Raw genomic sequence first — 17,098 nt, 5'->3', positions numbered from 1 at the left:
CCCTGTCCAAATCAATAGAGATCATTCGTCATCCGCTGAAGGTTCAACGACACCCTGACGCTGGTTGCGTGGTTTGCGTTCCGCATGGCGCAGCGGAACAATGCGAACCCTGCGTATTCGGCGAGGATCTGCCTCCAGAACATGAAATTCATATCCAGGTACAGCCTGCACCATTTCACCGCGAACAGGAATGCGCCCGAGAATTGAAAAGATCAGGCCACCGACCGTATCCACATCCTCACCATGCTCTCCGACAACAAAACCGGCACCGATTTTCTCCGACACTTCGTCAAGATCAGCCCGTGCGTCAGTGGTAAAGATGCCTTCCGGATCCTCGACGATCATCACTTCGTCGTCGTCATGTTCGTCTTCAATATCTCCGACCACCATTTCCACGATGTCTTCAAGCGAAACCAGACCATCAGTCCCGCCATACTCGTCGATGACAAGTGCAATCTGAATGCGTTGGGCCTGCATGCGTCCCATCAGATCACTTGCAAGCATTGAAGGGGGCACGAACAGGATCGTGCGCATCAAATTCAAATCCGAGATCGTTTTAGTGAGATCGATGTTGGTCAGATCAAACTTTGCTGCAGTAGGCAGTTTGGTCGCGCGCGCAGTTTTGCGTTGGACTTTGACTTTGGAAATCTTGGTGATGTGGTTGACCACATCACGGATATGAACCATGCCACGTGGATCATCGAGCGTTTCAGCAAACACCGGCATGCGCGAGTGACCAGATTTTTCAAATATTTCCAGAAGATCGCCGAGACTGGTGCCGATTTCAACCGCTTCGATATCAGCGCGCGGGATCATGACATCCTCAACCCGTAATTCGCGCAAACGCAGTATGTTGTGAAGCATGGCGCGTTCTTCAGGTGAGAACGCCGTATCGCCATGATGATCTTCTGCAAGAGCTGCATCAAGGTCTTCCCTCAGGGAAGTGCCCGGGCGTGCGCGCAGGAATGGAAAAATCGTGGAAAGAAGCGAGCGCTTTTCTGGAGCAGGCGCTCTGGTGATACTTTGCCCTTCGGCATCACTCTCCTGCCCATTCATGCCCTTGGCTGGCGCAGCAGGATCGTTTTGGTGAGACGTGTCAGACATGGTCCTCAATCGAATTAATCGTCTATGACCGATAGCGCATATGGGTCGGGAATTGCAAGACGCGCAAGAATTTTGCGCTCAAGCTGCTCCATCTCCTCAGCCTCTTCGCTTGTGAGATGATCGTAGCCCAGAAGATGCAGGAAGCCATGTACAATCAGATGTGTCAGATGATGGTCAAAGAGCTTTTCCTCGTCATTTGCCTCGCGCAAAACAGTTTCTCGGGCAATAACAATATCACCAAGCATGGGTCCGGGCTTTTGCCCGGGCTTGATCGGAAAAGCAGGGAACGACAGGACATTGGTTGGCTTGTCCTTATGGCGCCAGTCATTGTTGAGTTCTTTGATCGATGCATCATTGGTGAATACCAGACTGAGCTCACTATCCGGCTGTTTGCCGGCGGCAAGCTCATCCCAGACAGCAGCTATTGCAGCTGATGATAAATTCGATAGCAGCGCCTCTTCCGGCCAGCCATCGGTTTCAACCAGTATATCGATATCGATCAAGCTGTTCCGTCAAGCTTTCGGCTTGGCGCCTTCCTTGTCGTATGCACGAACAATTGCTGCAACGAGAGGATGACGAACCACGTCAACATCCGAGAACTTGACAGTGACAATTCCCTGCACGTCATTCAGGATGTTGAGCGCCTCGACCAGTCCGGACTTCTGACCGGGCGGAAGATCGATCTGGCTTGGATCACCCGTGATAATCATACGCCCGTTCTCGCCAAGACGAGTGAGGAACATCTTCATCTGCATGGCAGTGGTGTTCTGCGCTTCATCCAGAATAATCGCAGAATGGGCAAGTGTACGCCCGCGCATGAAGGCCAACGGTGCAATTTCTATAACGCCAGCGGCAATCGCGCGCTCCACCTTATCGGCAGGCATCATGTCATACAGAGCATCATACAGGGGACGCAGATAAGGATCGACCTTCTCTTTCATGTCTCCGGGAAGAAAGCCGAGCCGCTCACCAGCCTCCACAGCGGGACGGGAAAGAATAATGCGATCAACCAGACCACGTTCCAGAAGCATCGCCGCGTGGGCAACAGCCAGATAAGTCTTACCCGTACCTGCTGGCCCAACACCAAAGACCATCTCCGAGCGGTCCAGCGCACGCATATAGGCATCCTGCGTCGGTGTACGGGCAAAGATCGTCTTCTTGCGGGTGGATATCTGGGCTACGGCCATCTTGCTCTTGTTTTCCATTGTGGGAAGCGTCAATTGATCATCGGCAGCAATTGCCATCCGCAATGCACCATCAACATCTGACGCGGATATATCGTGGCCTTTTTGAAGGTGCTCATACAGTTGATCAAGCGCTCGCCGGGCCTGCTCTGTTGCTCCCGGTTCGCCGCGGATAGCGAGCTGATTACCCTTGGAGCGGACGTCAACACCTAATTTCTTCTCGATGCGGGCTAGATTCTCATCAAACTGGCCGAACAGCGCACTCGCCAGCCGGTTGTTGTCAAATGTCAGTACGATATGCGCCAGATCCGAGGCTCCGGTGGGAGCGGGTTTCAGTTTTTCGGTGGCGTTCAAACGGCTCTCCTACAAAACTATTCGCCTGTTCATATAGTCGCTACTTGTCCTCAAACCATCTCCCGGACGCCGATAAGGCTGTTGGTTCCGGTGTCGATGATTCGTACATTGATAATGTCGCCGATTCTGCCGCCGTGTACATCGATAATTACAGGTTGTAACCAAGGAGATCGTCCGACCATCTGTCCGGGCACCCTTCCTGCCTTTTCGATGAGCACGTCAAAGCTTTTATTCACAAGGCTGCGCTGGAAGGCATATTGCTGCTCACTAAGCAAAGCCTGCAAGCGTTGAAGCCGTTCATCCTTGACCGCTTCATCTATATGATCAGGCAGATCAGCACCAGGCGTGCCTGGGCGCGGCGAATATTTGAACGAGTATGCGGCCGCATAGGTTACATCGCGAACCAATTGTAACGTTGCCTCAAAATCTTCATCGGTTTCTCCCGGGAAGCCGACAATGAAATCACCGGAAAGTGCTATATCCGAACGGGCATTTCTTATCCGCTCAATCAGACGCAGGTAATCGTCACCAGTATGCTTGCGGTTCATGGCTTTCAAAATGCGATCGGAACCCGCCTGAACAGGCAAATGCAGATAAGGCATCAGCATATCGAGATCACGATGCGCATTGATCAAGGCATCATCCATGTCGCGTGGATGGCTTGTGATATAGCGCAGTCTTGCAATACCGGGGATTTCAGCAAGCCGATACAGCAGTTCGCCCAATCCCCATTCACGACCGTCTGGGCCTTCGCCATGCCAGGCATTGACGTTTTGTCCAAGCAAAGTCAGCTCACGCACACCTGCATCAGCAAGTTTTTCTGCTTCTTTGAGTATCTGCGCAACGGGACGAGAGACTTCCGAACCGCGCGTGTAAGGCACGACGCAGAATGTGCAGAATTTATCGCAGCCTTCCTGCACTGTCAGAAAGGCTGTTACACCGCGGCTTCTCGTCTGTTCTTTTCCTGGAGAAGGCAGGTGCTCAAATTTGTCCTCAATCGCATATTCGGTTTCAACGACACGTTCACCTTTTGCTACACGGGCGAGAGCCTGCGGCAGACGATGATATGTCTGGGGACCAACGACAAGATCAACAACCGGCGCGCGGCGAGTAATTTCATCACCCTCGGCCTGCGCGACGCAGCCAGCGACGCCAACTGTCAGCTCACGTCCTTCCTTGGCGCGCGCATCTTTCATTTTGCGCAAGCGCCCGAGCGCTGAATAAAGCTTTTCGGAAGCCTTTTCGCGGATATGGCAGGTATTGATCAATACCAGATCTGCATCGTCCGCCGTATCTGTCGGGCTATAGCCTTCGGCAGCAAGACTATCTGCCATACGCTGACTGTCGTAGACATTCATCTGGCAGCCGTAGGTTTTCACATACACCTTGCGTGTATTGGCAAGTGCTGGTGAATTGATAAGTGCTGCTCCGGAGGTTTCGTCCGGCTGATGCTTGATACTGATATCGTCCATGGCTGAGGCTTCTAAAGCTTTTTAGCCTCTTTGAAAATAGCAGGATCGTGGAGATTAGTCACAGGATCGATATAATCACGCCCCTGAAGCGAGACCTGCATCATTGTCCGAACCCGCTCTTCCATAGTCCGTGCCAGAGCTTTTCGATCTGACTTACTGTCTATTACAACCGGTTCGCCAAACCGGACGTCCACATCGTAGGCACCCTCTTTCAACATACCGATGAGACTTGGCCCAAGCTCCACATCTCCCGGCCATGCAATAATCGGCCGGTGAAACCTCCCCATTGGCACCCCATGGACTTTTGTATAAGCGATAGCGACTGGCTGAATCGTCACCGTTTCAACACTGGTTTCGCGAATGGCGACCTGCGCAGCTCCAAAAAGCGATGTCTTGAAAGGCAATATACGATTGCCATCCGATGTCGTGCCTTCCGCAAACAAGACCATGACATCGCCATCAGCCAGACGCGTTGCTATCTCGCTCGCCTGATCATGTGTTTTGCCGCGTTTTTCACGCTCAACGAAAACGGAACGCTGCAATTTGGCAAAGAGGCCGAAGAGTGGCCAGGTTGCCACCTGCGATTTGGCAATGAACGAAACTTCCGCAACGGCTGAAAGGACAACAATATCAGCCCATGAAGAGTGATTGGCGGCCAGCATAAGCGGGCGCCCCTTTGCCATTTCACCATGCACGTGGATGCGAATCCCCAGCAACCGCCTGACAATTTTGTGAAAGAGCACAGGGAGCTTCTTTTGTAACGACCAGCCGGTTTTTACAAAAAGCAGCTGAAGCGGAAGCAGGGCTATCGTAACCAACACAAAGCCTGTCGCTGTGAAAACAAATCTCAGACGTGCCATCATATCAGCGGCCGGAACCTGCACGACGCCCAAGGTCGCGACGCATTGTCAACGCCGCCGAGCGCCCTGAGGGTGTCTCATAATAGCCTGGTCGTTTGCCGACCTGCTTGAAACCCAGCCCGCGGTATAATCCGAGTGCTGGTATATTCAGTTCATCTACCTCCAGAAAAAGCATGTCGGCCCGTTCATTGTGCAAATGGCGCAAGGTGGCATCCATCAAAGCATGGCCGACACCCTTGCGTTGAAACTGCGGAGCAACGGCAATGGTCAATATCTCGGCTTCATCAAGGACGAGCCGCGCCAGAACAAAACCGCCAGCTGGCGCGCCACGGTTTCCCTCTTCACGCGCAATGAAGCCAAACACATTGCCTTCACGCAACAGTGCGTGAAAATCATCCTCGTTCCAGGGTTGTCGGAAGGTTCCCGCGTGAATTGGCACCAGACTACCGGCGTCTTCGCGTCTGAGCGCTTCGATAATGAAGGTACGCGGTCGCAAATTGTCGAAAGGCAATCCCATCATTCTGCAATCTGCCTTTTCAACACGAAACCTTGCTGTGGTTTCACATCCAGACCGCGCAAATAGAGCGGGCTCGGCGGCGATAAATCCGCCGATTGCATGCCCAAACGAGCGAATGCCTCGATTGTGCCTGTAGCCATTGTTGAGACAATATCCAATGGATGATCAAGTGCGCTGTTGACCATACCGGATGCCGAGCCGGCAAGAACAAGATTGCCTTCGTAGTCTGCCAGCCGCTCGATAACTTCAGGTAAAGCCGCAACTATCGGATCAGAGGTCCCGTTGCCATCTGCGTCAAAAAATTGCGCATAAATCTCTTCGCGCCTGGCATCGATCACCGCTAGAACCGGCCGACCCGATGCGATTTCCCCCGCATCAAAAGCCAGCGCCTGTAGCGTGCTTATACCGATGGCAGGACAGCGCAGAGCCAGAGCAAGGCCACGTGCCGTCGCTACCCCAACCCGCACACCAGTGAACGATCCCGGACCGATACTGGTAACCACTTTACCTATTTCGCGGATGGAAGTTCCGGCACTTGCAACGGCCTGTTCAATCAGGGCCATGAGCCGCTCCGCATGACCTTTACCGATATCTTCGCTGACCTGCGCAACTATCATACCGGTTTCGGTATCGAAGATCGCAACAGAGCAAAGATTGGCAGCAGTATCGAGCGCAAGCAATTTCATGTGCTATCGCCTAAACAAGAATCAGTCGGCAAACAAGAGCACACTCATTTCAAGATCAGTTGACCTGCCGCGTCAGGCTGACCATTTCCGGAGAGTATCTGTGCCGCGCCCCGAACTGCGTTTCGAAATGCATCGTCATAACCAACGCCGCGCACGCCCCAGCGATAGATTTGACCGCCCGCACCCAACTCCCACTCGGCAATCCAACCCAAGGCCTCGTCGCTCCATCGCAAGGCTCCATATAGCGCAACGTCCTTGCCAGATCGTGGGAATCTGCCTGAAGGCTCCTCAAACATTTCCGGCAAAACAACAGGAAGCCCTACCTTGGCCGATGCAGCAGCAAGGGAGTCCCGCATGTTGTCATTGCTGTTCTTTGTCAGTTGAAAACGGTCCTTCATGCCGTGAACAAGAATAAAGGCCGTAATCTTTGGACGAGGACTTAGCCACGGCTTGCGACCCAGCGATGCCAAAGCATCATCAATCTTCTTGTGATTGAATTCCACGGTGAGATCGTGTGGCCGGTCATATGACCCCTGCTCGTCATGAATCGGTACACCCGTAAGACGGTCATGATAATCAAAGGAACTAACCAGATCTGAAGCCTTGCGCCTCAGGGTATCAACTCTCGGATCACCAATCAGTCGAGGGTCTCCCGAAACTTTGACGAGCACGTCCTCAAGACAAAGAGCCAGCCCGATCGTGCGGTTTTCTTCACTGCGACCGGAGACGACAGCTGTCGCCTTATAAAGGTCTGTGACTGCCGCAAAAGCTACACCACCCAGAACCAGTACAAGGGAAAGGAAAGCGGCGCAGCACTTCAACATACCACGCCGCCACATCTGATTAACTTTTTGCTTTCTGGTCTTTCAACTCCAGTCGCCTGCGATGGAGGACAGGCTCAGTATAGCCGTTTGGTTGTTCACGACCCTTGAAAACAAGTTCACATGCAGCCTGAAAAGCTACAGATCCTTCAAAATTACCGGCCATTGGCTGATAAAGTGGGTCGTCGGAGTTTTGCTTGTCAACGACTGCAGCCATGCGTTTCATCGTTTCCAACACCTGCGCTTCACTGGTGACACCGTGATGCAGCCAATTGGCAATGTGCTGGGCAGAAATACGCAACGTAGCGCGGTCTTCCATGAGCCCTACATTGTTGATGTCAGGCACTTTTGAGCAACCAACGCCCTGATCGACCCATCTTACAACATAACCCAGAATGCCCTGCGCATTATTGTCGATTTCGCGCTGGATATCCTCCGGTGTCCAGTTTGGTCGCGATACGACGGGAACGGATAGAATATCGCTCAATTTGGCGCGCCCGCGCGATTTAAGTCCCGCCTGAATCACCGCAACATTGATTTTGTGGTAATGCGTTGCATGCAGCGTGGCTGCTGTCGGTGACGGCACCCACGCAGTATTTGCACCGGCTTTCGGGTGAGCAATCTTCTGCTCCAACATGGCCGCCATCAAATCCGGCATCGCCCACATGCCCTTACCGATCTGCGCGTGGCCGGAAAGCCCGCACTCCAAACCGACATCGACGTTCCAATTCTCATAGGCACCGATCCAGGATGCCTGTTTCATATCACCCTTACGGATCATAGGCCCGGCTTCCATTGAGGTATGAATTTCATCACCTGTACGATCAAGGAAGCCCGTATTGATAAAAACGACCCGTTCCTTTGCAGCGCGGATTGACTCTTTGAGGTTGACCGTTGTGCGGCGCTCCTCATCCATAATGCCCATTTTGATTGTATTTGACTGCATTCCAAGCAGGGTTTCAACGCGGCCAAACAATTCTGATGCAAACGCAACTTCTTCCGGGCCATGCATTTTCGGTTTCACAACATACATTGAACCAGCACGCGAATTCATATGTCTGCCCTTCGGGCCAATGTCATGCAGTGACGCGAGGGCAGTGATCGCAGCATCCATGATGCCTTCAGGCACCTCATTGCCATCCTTGTCCAGGATCGCCGGATTGGTCATCAAATGCCCGACATTGCGTACGAGCATCAAAGAACGGCCAGGCACTGTGAACGGCTTCTCGTCCTTGCCCGTATATTCGCGATCAGGATTCAGCTTGCGGGTAACCGTCTTTCCGCCCTTTTCAAAGCTGTCTTCCAGATCGCCATTCATCAGGCCAAGCCAATTGCGATAGACAATCACCTTGTCTTCGGCATCAACTGCAGCAACTGAATCTTCGCAGTCCTGAATTGTCGTCAGAGCAGATTCGAGGAGGACGTCCGCTATATGCGCATTGTCGGTCCTGCCAATCGGATGATCCACATTGATAACAATCTCGACGTGCAGTCCGTTCTTCACCAGCAGGATTGCAGTCGGGTTTGCAGGATCACCGCGATACCCCGCAAATTGGCTCTCATCAATGAGAGAAACCGATGCAGCGCCGGACTTGAGAACGAGCTTTCCATCTTCAACGGCAAATCCAGAAATATCGGCCCAGTTCCCACCCTTTAACGGAGCACTGTCATCGAGAAAGTTTTTGGCCCAGGCAATGACCTTTGCGCCACGCACAGGATTGAACGTTTTGCCTTTTTCAGCCCCACCTTCGTCGGAAATAGCATCTGTCCCGTAAAGTGCATCATACAGTGATCCCCAGCGGGCATTGGCGGCATTAAGCGCATAGCGGGCATTCATGACGGGGACAACGAGCTGCGGCCCCGCCGTTACGGCGATTTCAGGGTCAACATTATTGGTGGATACAGAAAACCTGTCGCCTTCTGGCAGCAAGTAACCGATATCGCGCAGGAAAGCTTCGTACTCATCTTGAGAGTAACCGCTTTCCCGTTTGCCTTTATAGAAATCATCCAGTTTCAATTGAAACGCATCGCGTTTCGCCAACAGGGCGCTATTCTTCGGTGCAAGATCATCAACAATCTGTGCGAAACCTGACCAGAACTGTGCGGCATCGATTTCTGTTCCGGGAATGGCTTCATTCACGACAAAATCGTAAAGCTCTTCTGCCACCTTCAGACCATTAATTTCAATGCGCTCAACCATGATCACGTCCTTATGCTTTTACATTGAATACCCTTGAACACGCACAGGCCTTTCCAGTCAATTCTCCAATGGGTTGTGCCGGAATCTGTATCGATTGAAATGGGTTAGTGTGCGATGCGTGGGCGGCCTGATGCCGTGGCAATCAATACAGCTTCAATAAATTTTCGCTGATCTTCTACCGTAGCCGCGCTGATATGACGGGCAATAGTGATATGCGGTTCATCAGTCCCCGCATCAAGCGCCATTTGTTGCACCTGACGCCTCAGCGTTGTTTCGGCGAATACAATAGAATCCTCTTCAATCTGGAAATCCTGAAGAGCGTCACCAGCCATCACGCGATACAGACCTTCTACAGGCTGGCTTATATGTGCTTCCAGCGAAACCCGAACCTGCCCGACCACTGCGCCCAAAGCATTGGCCACATCAGTATCAACGGGAACGATACATTCAACACCAAGTTGGTTGCCCACTGCAGGATAATAAACCGGCGCGGATGCCCCTAACCCCACCAAAGGCCGATCAATCTGTAGCTTGATACCGGCGATTCCGCTTTTGCTCGACAGTGTCCGCTGAACGAGCGTGCTTGCAACCGTCTCCTGCCCTTCTAGCCCGTCCTCTGCAAAGACAGTTTCCAGAACCACCTCCGACGAGCGCCTTATGAGCGCATCATAGGTGCGGCGTGAAACTTCTTCCGGCGTATCGCAAAACGGCCTTCCGGCTCCATCTTTGCGTCTGGCATAAAGAATAGCACCATAACGTGCCGCTTCCGCATTCCAGTTATTCTGCAAACCGATAACGTGACAGGCATCCGATGGTGTGAAGCCTGAAAGATGCACCAGTCCGCGCGAAACCAGCCGCGTTATTGCTGCCGTCTGCGAAACAGAATTCAGCAGCCGGTCAAGTGGTTGCGGCTCAACCGTCATACGCTCGTAAAGTTCGGCTTCGCCTTTGCTCAAACCAGAAGCCATCTGTGCCGGAACACCTGTCAAAAGGGCGAAACGACCATCGAGACGTCCTGCATTGGCTGCCTTTACCTGACGCGCCAAATGCTGAATAACGACATCTCCATGATTGGCAGCAAGAAGAGACAGGGGCACCAGTCTTCTCGGGCCAAGCTTGATGCTCGGCGTCATGGCATTGTCGTCCAGCGACACCTCTGAATCGCCACCAAGGCCGAATGTGCGCATTGCCACAGCCTCTACCATAGTACGGAAACCGCCAACCGTAGCACCGTTAGGGTCCAGTCGCGGATGGCCATCGTCCAGCACGGCAACGTCCGTCGTGGTCCCGCCAATATCCGATACGATCGCATTGTCCAGACCGGTCATATGCCTTGCTCCGACGAGGCTGGCCGCAGGACCCGACAAGATGGTTTCGATTGGCCTGTGGCGTGCAAATGCAGCAGAGACGAGCGCACCGTCACCACGAACCACCATCAGAGGCGCATGGATTCCGCGCTTGTCCAAAAAGCCTTCTGTTGCATCGACAAGCCGATCTATCATTGCGATAAGCCGTGCGTTGAGCACGGTGGTTAACGCGCGCTTCGGACCGTTCAACTTTGCGGACAATTCGTGGCTGCAGGTAATAGGTAGTCCGGTTTTCTCATGCACAAGATCGCGTATTGCAATCTCATGTTCCGGATTGCGTACCGCAAAGTATGCGCAAATAGCAAAGCCCGTCACTTCAGATTTCAGCCGTGGCAGAGCCTCTTCAAGAATGGATGAATCGAAAGGTTGAGCCCGGCCATACACATCATGGCCGCCGGGTATAAAGATAACCGGATCCGTACCCAGCGCGCTTCTGAGCCCCGCCTTCTCCATATCCGCGTCGGAAAAACCGATCATCACCAAAGCAATGCGTCCGCCCTGACCTTCAACCAAAGCATTGGTGGCCAAAGTTGTTGACATCGACACAAGTCGTATATCGGCCGGACGCACAGACGCTTCTGCAATAATGGCATCTACAGCACCTGAAATGCCTACGCTCAAATCGTGGCGTGTTGTCAGCGCTTTTGCCTTGGCAATTACACCACGTTGTTCCGACCAGAGGACGGCGTCGGTATAGGTACCGCCGGTATCCAGACCCAGAAAAATTGCCTGTCCTGTTGTGGAATCAGTCATGATGCCCTGCATTGTTTGAGGCAGAGTTATCTCATGAAATGTAAAACCACTAGCGTCATACCGACTAGTTGCTGCCGCAACATGTCATTGCACTATCCTTGGCCGGAACAATACAAAAGATTCAGCGTTTTCCGAATAACAGGGGGCATTCCATGGCATCTCAATCGGCAACGGCGCATGCCGGATCCAAAAAAGTTATCTACGCGGCGATACTCGGCAACCTTCTGATAGCAGTAACGAAGTTCATTGCGGCCTTTTTCACAGGCAGCTCCGCAATGCTCTCCGAAGGCGTGCACTCTTTGGTCGATACTGGAAATGGCGGTTTGCTGCTTTATGGGCTTCGCCGCGCCGCCCGGCCAGCAGATAGAACGCATCCGCTCGGTCATGGGCGCGAGCTTTATTTCTGGAGTTTCATCGTCGCACTGCTGGTTTTTGCAGTTGGGGCCGGGGTTTCATTCTATGAGGGTGTAATCCACATAATCGACCCTGAACCGGTGGCTAACCCCATTGTCAACTATGTGGTGCTTGGCTTTGCCATGCTGTTTGAAGGCACCTCATGGTATATCGCGCTGAAGGAATTGCGCACTGTTAAAGGCAAGCTCGGCTATGTCGAAGCGGTGCGAATCAGTAAGGATCCCAGCGTTTTCACCGTTCTGTTTGAAGATACGGCTGCCTTGCTCGGACTTATTATCGCTTTTGTCGGAATTTCCGCCGCACAATTATTCAATATGCCGGAGCTGGATGGCGTTGCGTCCATCGGAATTTCGGTCATTCTCGGCGCAACCGCGATCTTCCTTGCCCGTGAAAGCAAGGGCCTGCTTATGGGCGAAGCTGCATTGCCGGAAGTCGAGCAGCAAATACTTGATATCGCCAATAAAGACCCTGCCGTTCAACGGGCGAATGGCGTTTTAACAGTCCATATGGGTCCAAAACAGATTGCGGCAGGCCTTAGTGTCGAATTTGAAGATCATGTGCTGGCTCCGGAGATTGAAGCCTGCGTTCAACGTATCGAATCTGCGTTGAAAAAAGCCAATCCCGATATCGTAACGCTTTTTGTGAAACCCCAGACCACGGGAACATGGGAGGTTCGCCGGAAGATCATCGAAGCTGGCTAGTCCTCGCCATCCACCACCCGCAATCGCAATTGACCTGTGGTTGATGCTGCCGAACGGCTTTGATCCGAAGACTTGGCTGGTTCACCTACAGGCGCTTCGGCAAACTCCAAAGCTTCAATCTTTTGGCCACGCTTGGTAACCTTGCCGGAAGAAACCAGAATATCGTCGATATCCTTGTTGGCTTGACCGAAATGAGTTTGCAAACGGCGGACCCGATCGTCCAGCCTGCCTACATCTTCCATAAGCCGTATGACTTCTCCCTGTATCAGATGCGCCTGCTCGCGCATGCGAACATCCTTGAGCACAGCCTGAATGACCTGAATGGAGAGCATCAACAATGAAGGTGACACGATAACAATGCGCGAGCGATGCGCCTTCTGTATCACGCCTTCAAAATTCTCGTGAATTTCGGCAAAAATCGATTCTGATGGAACGAATAGAAATGCTGTATCTTGCGTCTCGCCATTGATGAGGTACTTCTCCGCGACATCGCGAATATGAATCTCAATATCGCGGCGGAATTGGTTGCCCGCGATCTTCTTGCCATCAGGGGTCTCGGATTCGCGTATGGCGTTCCACGCTTCCAGTGGGAACTTGGCATCGATAACAAGATTGGCAGCACCATTTGGCATACGCACTACACAATCCGGCCTGCTTCCATTTGATAGCGTTGTCTGAAATTCGTAAGCGCCCTGTGGCAGGCCATCGGCAATAATTGCCTCCATACGTGCCTGCCCAAATGCTCCGCGGGTCTGCTTGTTGGCGAGAATCGCCTGCAATTGCACAACCTGCCCTGCCAGCGATTGTATGTTGTTCTGCGCCGTGTCGATTACCGCCAGACGCTCCTGCAGTTTGGCGAGATTTTCGTGCGTGGATTTGGTTTGCTCGGTCATTGTCTGGCCGATGCGGTTGGTCATTCCATCAAGACGTTCCCGGATGGATTGATTGAGCTCAGCTTGGCGAGAACCGAAAAGCTCGGCCATTGTCTGCATGCGCCCTTGCATTTCGGACTGGCTTTTCAGGATTTCTCCCATTCGCGCTTCCGCATCACGCGCGCGGTCTTCCGCCTGTATCTCTGCGACAAGCCGCATTCGAGCAGAGCGCATGACAGCAATAATGGCAAAGATCACGACCAAGGACGCGATAATTGCTCCAGCGAAGAGTGTAGCGCCCAATGATATAGACGTCGCACCAAGTTGAAAAAGCGTCTGATCTAAAGAGATAGAAGGTTCCATACTGTTAGACTAACCGATTCGAATGTCAAATGTGAGATCAAAACAGGAACATTTTTATGATTGGGTTCGATGCCTCATTGACGGCTGAAAATCGAGATATTAGGTGAAGGGCATGTCTATCAAACCACTCGTCATCCTTCCCGATCCGCTGCTACGACAGATTTCAAAGCCTGTTGAGAGCTTTGATGCGGATTTGCGTAAATTTTCCGCAGATATGCTCGATACAATGTACGACGCACCCGGCATTGGCCTTGCGGCAATCCAGATTGGTACACCACTCCAGATGCTGGTGATCGATCTTGCCAAGGAAGATGAGCCTAAAGCGCCGCAAGTCTACATAAACCCGAAGGTTTTGTGGTCCAGCGACGAGCGAAATGTCTACGAAGAGGGGTGTCTTTCGATCCCGGATTATTACGCGGAAGTCGAACGTCCAAAACAGGTGCGAGTTTCCTATCTCGACATTGACGGCAAAGCTCAAGAAGTAGACGCGGACGGACTTCTGGCAACGTGTCTTCAGCATGAGATTGATCACCTGAACGGTGTGTTGTTTATCGACTACATTTCCCGGCTCAAGCGGGAAATGGTTGTGAAGAAGTTCAAGAAGCTTGCGAAAGACCGTCCGCCAAGCCGATTGGCGGTTTAACCGATGAGTTTGCGCATAGTATTCATGGGCACGCCGGATTTTTCGGTGCCTATCCTGAACGCGCTGATTGGTCAGGGACATGAGATCGTCGCCGTCTACAGCCAACCGCCGCGCCCCGCAGGCCGCCGTGGTCTGGAGCTGACGCCGTCGCCGGTTCATCGCAATGCTGAACAGTTCGGCATCCAGGTTCGCACGCCCAAGAGCCTGAAAGATCCTGAAGAGCAACAGGCTTTCATCGATCTCAATGCCGACGTTGCTATCGTTGTCGCCTATGGCCTGATCTTGCCAAAAGAGATTCTCGAAGGCACGCGCCTCGGCTGTTACAACGGACACGCTTCGCTGCTCCCACGTTGGCGCGGTGCCGCGCCGATCCAACGCGCCATCATGGCTGGTGATCTCGAAACGGGCATCATGATAATGAAGATGGATGAAGGGCTCGATACCGGCCCCGTCGCCATGGTCGAGAAAATCAACATCACTGCCGATATGACGGCAGGTGAATTGCATGACCAGCTTAGCATGGCTGGGGCCGACCTGATGGTGCGTGCCGCTGCTGCTCTTGAACGCGACAGCCTGACTCTTACGCCCCAATCAGACGAAGGCGTAACCTATGCCTCTAAGATTACCAAGGTCGAGACACGTATCGACTGGACCCAACCGGCAATCGATGTCCATAATCGCATTCGTGGACTGGCTCCATTCCCGGGCACCTGGTGCGAAATGGAAATTGGTGATGACCTTGAGCGTATAAAACTTCTGCGTTCTGTACTCGCCACAGGTGTAGGCGCTCCTGGCACTGTATTGGACGAAGATTTGCGTATTGCATGCGGCGAAGGTGCTGTTCGTCTGCGTACATTGCAACGGGCCGGTGGCAAAGCCATGGACGGACAGGAATTTCAACGTGGTGCCAAGATCGTGCAGGGTGACCGGCTGCCATGAGTGCTATTGCTATCAGGGAAGTGAGACCAGGCGATTACAGCCAAGTTGCCAAACTTGTTGAACTTGCCTTCGGTGATCGTGGTGAAGCCGAACTGGTGTCCTCTCTAAGAGACCACAATGATGTCGTGTTGGAACTGGTCGGCCTGATCGCTGATGTCCCAGTCGGGCATATCCTGTTTTCCCGGGTAAAAGTTACCGGCGATCACGCCAGTGATGCCGTTGCTTTGGCACCCTTGGCGGTACTTCCTGATTTTCAGAAACAGGGTGTTGGAAGCCTGCTTATTAAAGCAGCACATCAAATACTTGCCGACAAGGCCGAGACATTATCATTCGTTCTGGGCGACCCCGCCTATTACACAAAGTTTGGTTACGACCGTCAGCGCGCTGCGGGGTTTGAGAGCGTCTATCAGGGCGAGTATCTGCAAGCCTTGGCTTTTGCCGATACGCCGTCGGCAGGCACACTGCACTATTCTCCAGCGTTTGGATCACTTTAGTGCCCCGCTATAAGCTTACCGTCGAGTATGATGGTACCCCATATGCCGGGTGGCAGCGTCAAGAAAACGGGCACACCGTTCAAGCTGCCATTGAACAAGCCATATTCAAGTTTTGTGGCGAAACCATATCCCTCGGTGCTGCTGGCCGCACGGATTCTGGCGTTCATGCCAGTGCACAGGTTGCCCATGTTGACCTGACCAAGGATTGGAGTAGCTCGAAGGTTCGCGAAGCGCTCAATGCTCACCTTGTTTTTGCGGACGAAACGATCAGCATTATGAATGTCGAGCTTGTTAGTTCGCAGTTTGATGCCCGATTTTCCGCAACCGGACGCCATTATCTCTACCGCATTGTTAATCGTCGGCCTCCGGCTCCGCTGGAAGCCTTTCGCGCATGGTGGGTGAAAAAGCCATTGGACGTGGAGGCGATGCATATTGCCGCGCAAAGACTGATCGGCACACATGATTTTACGACATTCCGCGCAACGCAATGCCAGTCAAAAAGCCCTGTCAAAACCTTGGACCATTTGAGCGTCAGCCGAAATGGCGAGATCGTGGAAATCAGAGCATCCGCCCGATCATTCCTGCACAATCAAATCAGGTCCTTTGCCGGTACCTTGCAGGAAGTCGGCTGTGGGCGGTGGGATGCGGATGACGTAACCGCCGCGCTTGAAGCACGTGACCGCCAGACATGCGGGCCTGTAGCTCCACCTCACGGATTATACCTGATAGGCGTAGATTACCCGCTTACCGCAGGCACGAAAATTCCCAGTGCGTTTTGAAGCGTGACCACCATCAATATCGATCCGATGATGAGCACCAGAAAAAATCCGGCCGACCAGAGGTAAGATTTCTTCAATGCCACATGGACCAGCCTATAGGTCAAAATCACAATCACCGCATAAATAGCCAGATTTATACTGGCGACCAGAGCCGGCCATTCAGGCAATAATGTCCGCACCAGCGTTGCTGGTGCTGTCAGCCACGAGCCGATTACCGATCCCCAATTGCTCGCAACGACATAGGGGCTGAAGCGCTTGGCAATTCCAAGTGGCCCGGCAAGAAAAGCCAATATTACAATGGGCAGAACCCATACTGCGAGGTCGATGAATGCAGCGCTTCCGATGGTGGAAAGACGACTTCCCGTTTGCGGGCGCACCGAAGCCACATCATTTGCAAGAGCAATCCAGCCCAATATAAGGGGCGGCAGGGAAATTGTGATGGCGTGGAAAGACTGCCAGAACCCGTCTTCCGAAAAATCGAGATCGTCGAGACCATCTGCATGACCGTTCATCATGCGCCAGGCACCTCGCAAGCTCCGTTGTATCTCGTTCCAGTCGGGCAAATCGCTCATCAA

17 protein-coding genes are annotated in these 17,098 nt (G+C 52.8%); 5 read left to right on the top strand and 12 right to left on the bottom strand.

Annotated features, from left to right (window positions below):
* Positions 1-21 precede the first annotated feature (21 nt).
* The 10 genes from PMI41_RS04920 to PMI41_RS04875 all read right to left on the bottom strand — a co-directional run bounded on the left by PMI41_RS04920 (position 22) and on the right by PMI41_RS04875 (position 11,318).
* Positions 22-1,104: a hemolysin family protein gene (locus tag PMI41_RS04920; RefSeq protein WP_008122407.1), complete on the bottom strand. Its 1,083-nt coding sequence runs from the start codon at positions 1,102-1,104 to the stop codon at positions 22-24.
* A gap of 14 nt (positions 1,105-1,118) precedes the next feature.
* On the bottom strand, positions 1,119-1,607 hold the full coding sequence (ybeY, locus tag PMI41_RS04915; protein WP_008122406.1) for an rRNA maturation RNase YbeY: 489 nt from the start codon (positions 1,605-1,607) through the stop codon (positions 1,119-1,121).
* Positions 1,608-1,616: 9 nt separating this feature from the next.
* Complete coding sequence (locus PMI41_RS04910; RefSeq protein ID WP_008122404.1) at positions 1,617-2,642, bottom strand: PhoH family protein; 1,026 nt, start codon at positions 2,640-2,642, stop codon at positions 1,617-1,619.
* A 50-nt stretch (positions 2,643-2,692) separates the two neighbouring features.
* Positions 2,693-4,114: a tRNA (N6-isopentenyl adenosine(37)-C2)-methylthiotransferase MiaB gene (miaB, locus tag PMI41_RS04905; protein WP_008122403.1), complete on the bottom strand. Its 1,422-nt coding sequence runs from the start codon at positions 4,112-4,114 to the stop codon at positions 2,693-2,695.
* Between the two features lie 11 nt (positions 4,115-4,125).
* A complete protein-coding gene (locus PMI41_RS04900; RefSeq protein ID WP_008122402.1) occupies positions 4,126-4,977 on the bottom strand; it encodes a 1-acyl-sn-glycerol-3-phosphate acyltransferase in 852 nt (283 codons plus the stop codon).
* Position 4,978: 1 nt separating this feature from the next.
* Positions 4,979-5,494 carry a GNAT family N-acetyltransferase gene (locus tag PMI41_RS04895; RefSeq protein ID WP_157179316.1) on the bottom strand — a complete coding sequence of 172 codons (516 nt, stop codon included), beginning with the start codon at positions 5,492-5,494 and terminating at the stop codon, positions 4,979-4,981.
* A complete protein-coding gene (gene tsaB / locus PMI41_RS04890; RefSeq protein WP_008122400.1) occupies positions 5,491-6,177 on the bottom strand; it encodes a tRNA (adenosine(37)-N6)-threonylcarbamoyltransferase complex dimerization subunit type 1 TsaB in 687 nt (228 codons plus the stop codon). The genes PMI41_RS04895 and tsaB overlap by 4 nt, the downstream gene beginning before the upstream one ends.
* Positions 6,178-6,221: 44 nt before the next feature.
* Positions 6,222-7,001 (bottom strand): DUF2066 domain-containing protein, encoded by a 780-nt coding sequence (locus PMI41_RS04885; RefSeq protein WP_008122399.1) that lies wholly within the window; start codon positions 6,999-7,001, stop codon positions 6,222-6,224.
* Positions 7,002-7,020: 19 nt separating this feature from the next.
* Positions 7,021-9,198: a malate synthase G gene (locus tag PMI41_RS04880; RefSeq protein ID WP_008122397.1), complete on the bottom strand. Its 2,178-nt coding sequence runs from the start codon at positions 9,196-9,198 to the stop codon at positions 7,021-7,023.
* Positions 9,199-9,302: 104 nt separating this feature from the next.
* Entirely contained in the window at positions 9,303-11,318 is a 2,016-nt protein-coding gene (locus PMI41_RS04875; protein ID WP_008122394.1) for a hydantoinase/oxoprolinase family protein, read from the bottom strand.
* A 152-nt stretch (positions 11,319-11,470) separates the two neighbouring features.
* Here PMI41_RS04875 and PMI41_RS04870 point away from each other — a divergent pair, with 152 nt between their 5' ends.
* A complete protein-coding gene (locus tag PMI41_RS04870; RefSeq protein ID WP_008122393.1) occupies positions 11,471-12,433 on the top strand; it encodes a cation diffusion facilitator family transporter in 963 nt (320 codons plus the stop codon).
* Here PMI41_RS04870 and PMI41_RS04865 read toward each other — a convergent pair.
* A complete protein-coding gene (locus PMI41_RS04865; RefSeq protein ID WP_008122391.1) occupies positions 12,430-13,668 on the bottom strand; it encodes a DNA recombination protein RmuC in 1,239 nt (412 codons plus the stop codon). The two genes, PMI41_RS04870 and PMI41_RS04865, sit on opposite strands and share 4 nt — an antisense overlap.
* A gap of 112 nt (positions 13,669-13,780) precedes the next feature.
* On the opposite strand from PMI41_RS04865, the gene def reads away from it, so the two are divergent.
* From def to truA, 4 genes are read left to right on the top strand one after another with little or no spacing between them, the layout of a single operon-like run.
* Entirely contained in the window at positions 13,781-14,311 is a 531-nt protein-coding gene (gene def, locus PMI41_RS04860; RefSeq protein ID WP_008122390.1) for a peptide deformylase, read from the top strand.
* A gap of 9 nt (positions 14,312-14,320) precedes the next feature.
* Positions 14,321-15,250 carry a methionyl-tRNA formyltransferase gene (gene fmt / locus PMI41_RS04855; protein ID WP_040853871.1) on the top strand — a complete coding sequence of 310 codons (930 nt, stop codon included), beginning with the start codon at positions 14,321-14,323 and terminating at the stop codon, positions 15,248-15,250.
* On the top strand, positions 15,247-15,744 hold the full coding sequence (locus tag PMI41_RS04850; RefSeq protein WP_008122386.1) for an N-acetyltransferase: 498 nt from the start codon (positions 15,247-15,249) through the stop codon (positions 15,742-15,744). The genes fmt and PMI41_RS04850 overlap by 4 nt, the downstream gene beginning before the upstream one ends.
* Positions 15,744-16,523: a tRNA pseudouridine(38-40) synthase TruA gene (gene truA, locus PMI41_RS04845; protein WP_008122384.1), complete on the top strand. Its 780-nt coding sequence runs from the start codon at positions 15,744-15,746 to the stop codon at positions 16,521-16,523. Before PMI41_RS04850 ends, truA begins: the two co-directional genes overlap by 1 nt.
* Here truA and PMI41_RS04840 read toward each other — a convergent pair.
* Positions 16,481-17,095 carry a hypothetical protein gene (locus PMI41_RS04840; RefSeq protein WP_052025835.1) on the bottom strand — a complete coding sequence of 205 codons (615 nt, stop codon included), beginning with the start codon at positions 17,093-17,095 and terminating at the stop codon, positions 16,481-16,483. The genes truA and PMI41_RS04840 overlap by 43 nt on opposite strands.
* Between the last annotated feature and the right edge of the window lie 3 nt (positions 17,096-17,098).

It is taken from the genome of Phyllobacterium sp. YR531 (genome assembly GCF_000282595.1).
Taxonomy (GTDB): Bacteria; Pseudomonadota; Alphaproteobacteria; order Rhizobiales; family Rhizobiaceae; genus Phyllobacterium.
The sequence above is the reverse complement of the archived record's forward strand: the minus strand, read 5'-3'. Positions and strand labels throughout refer to the sequence as shown.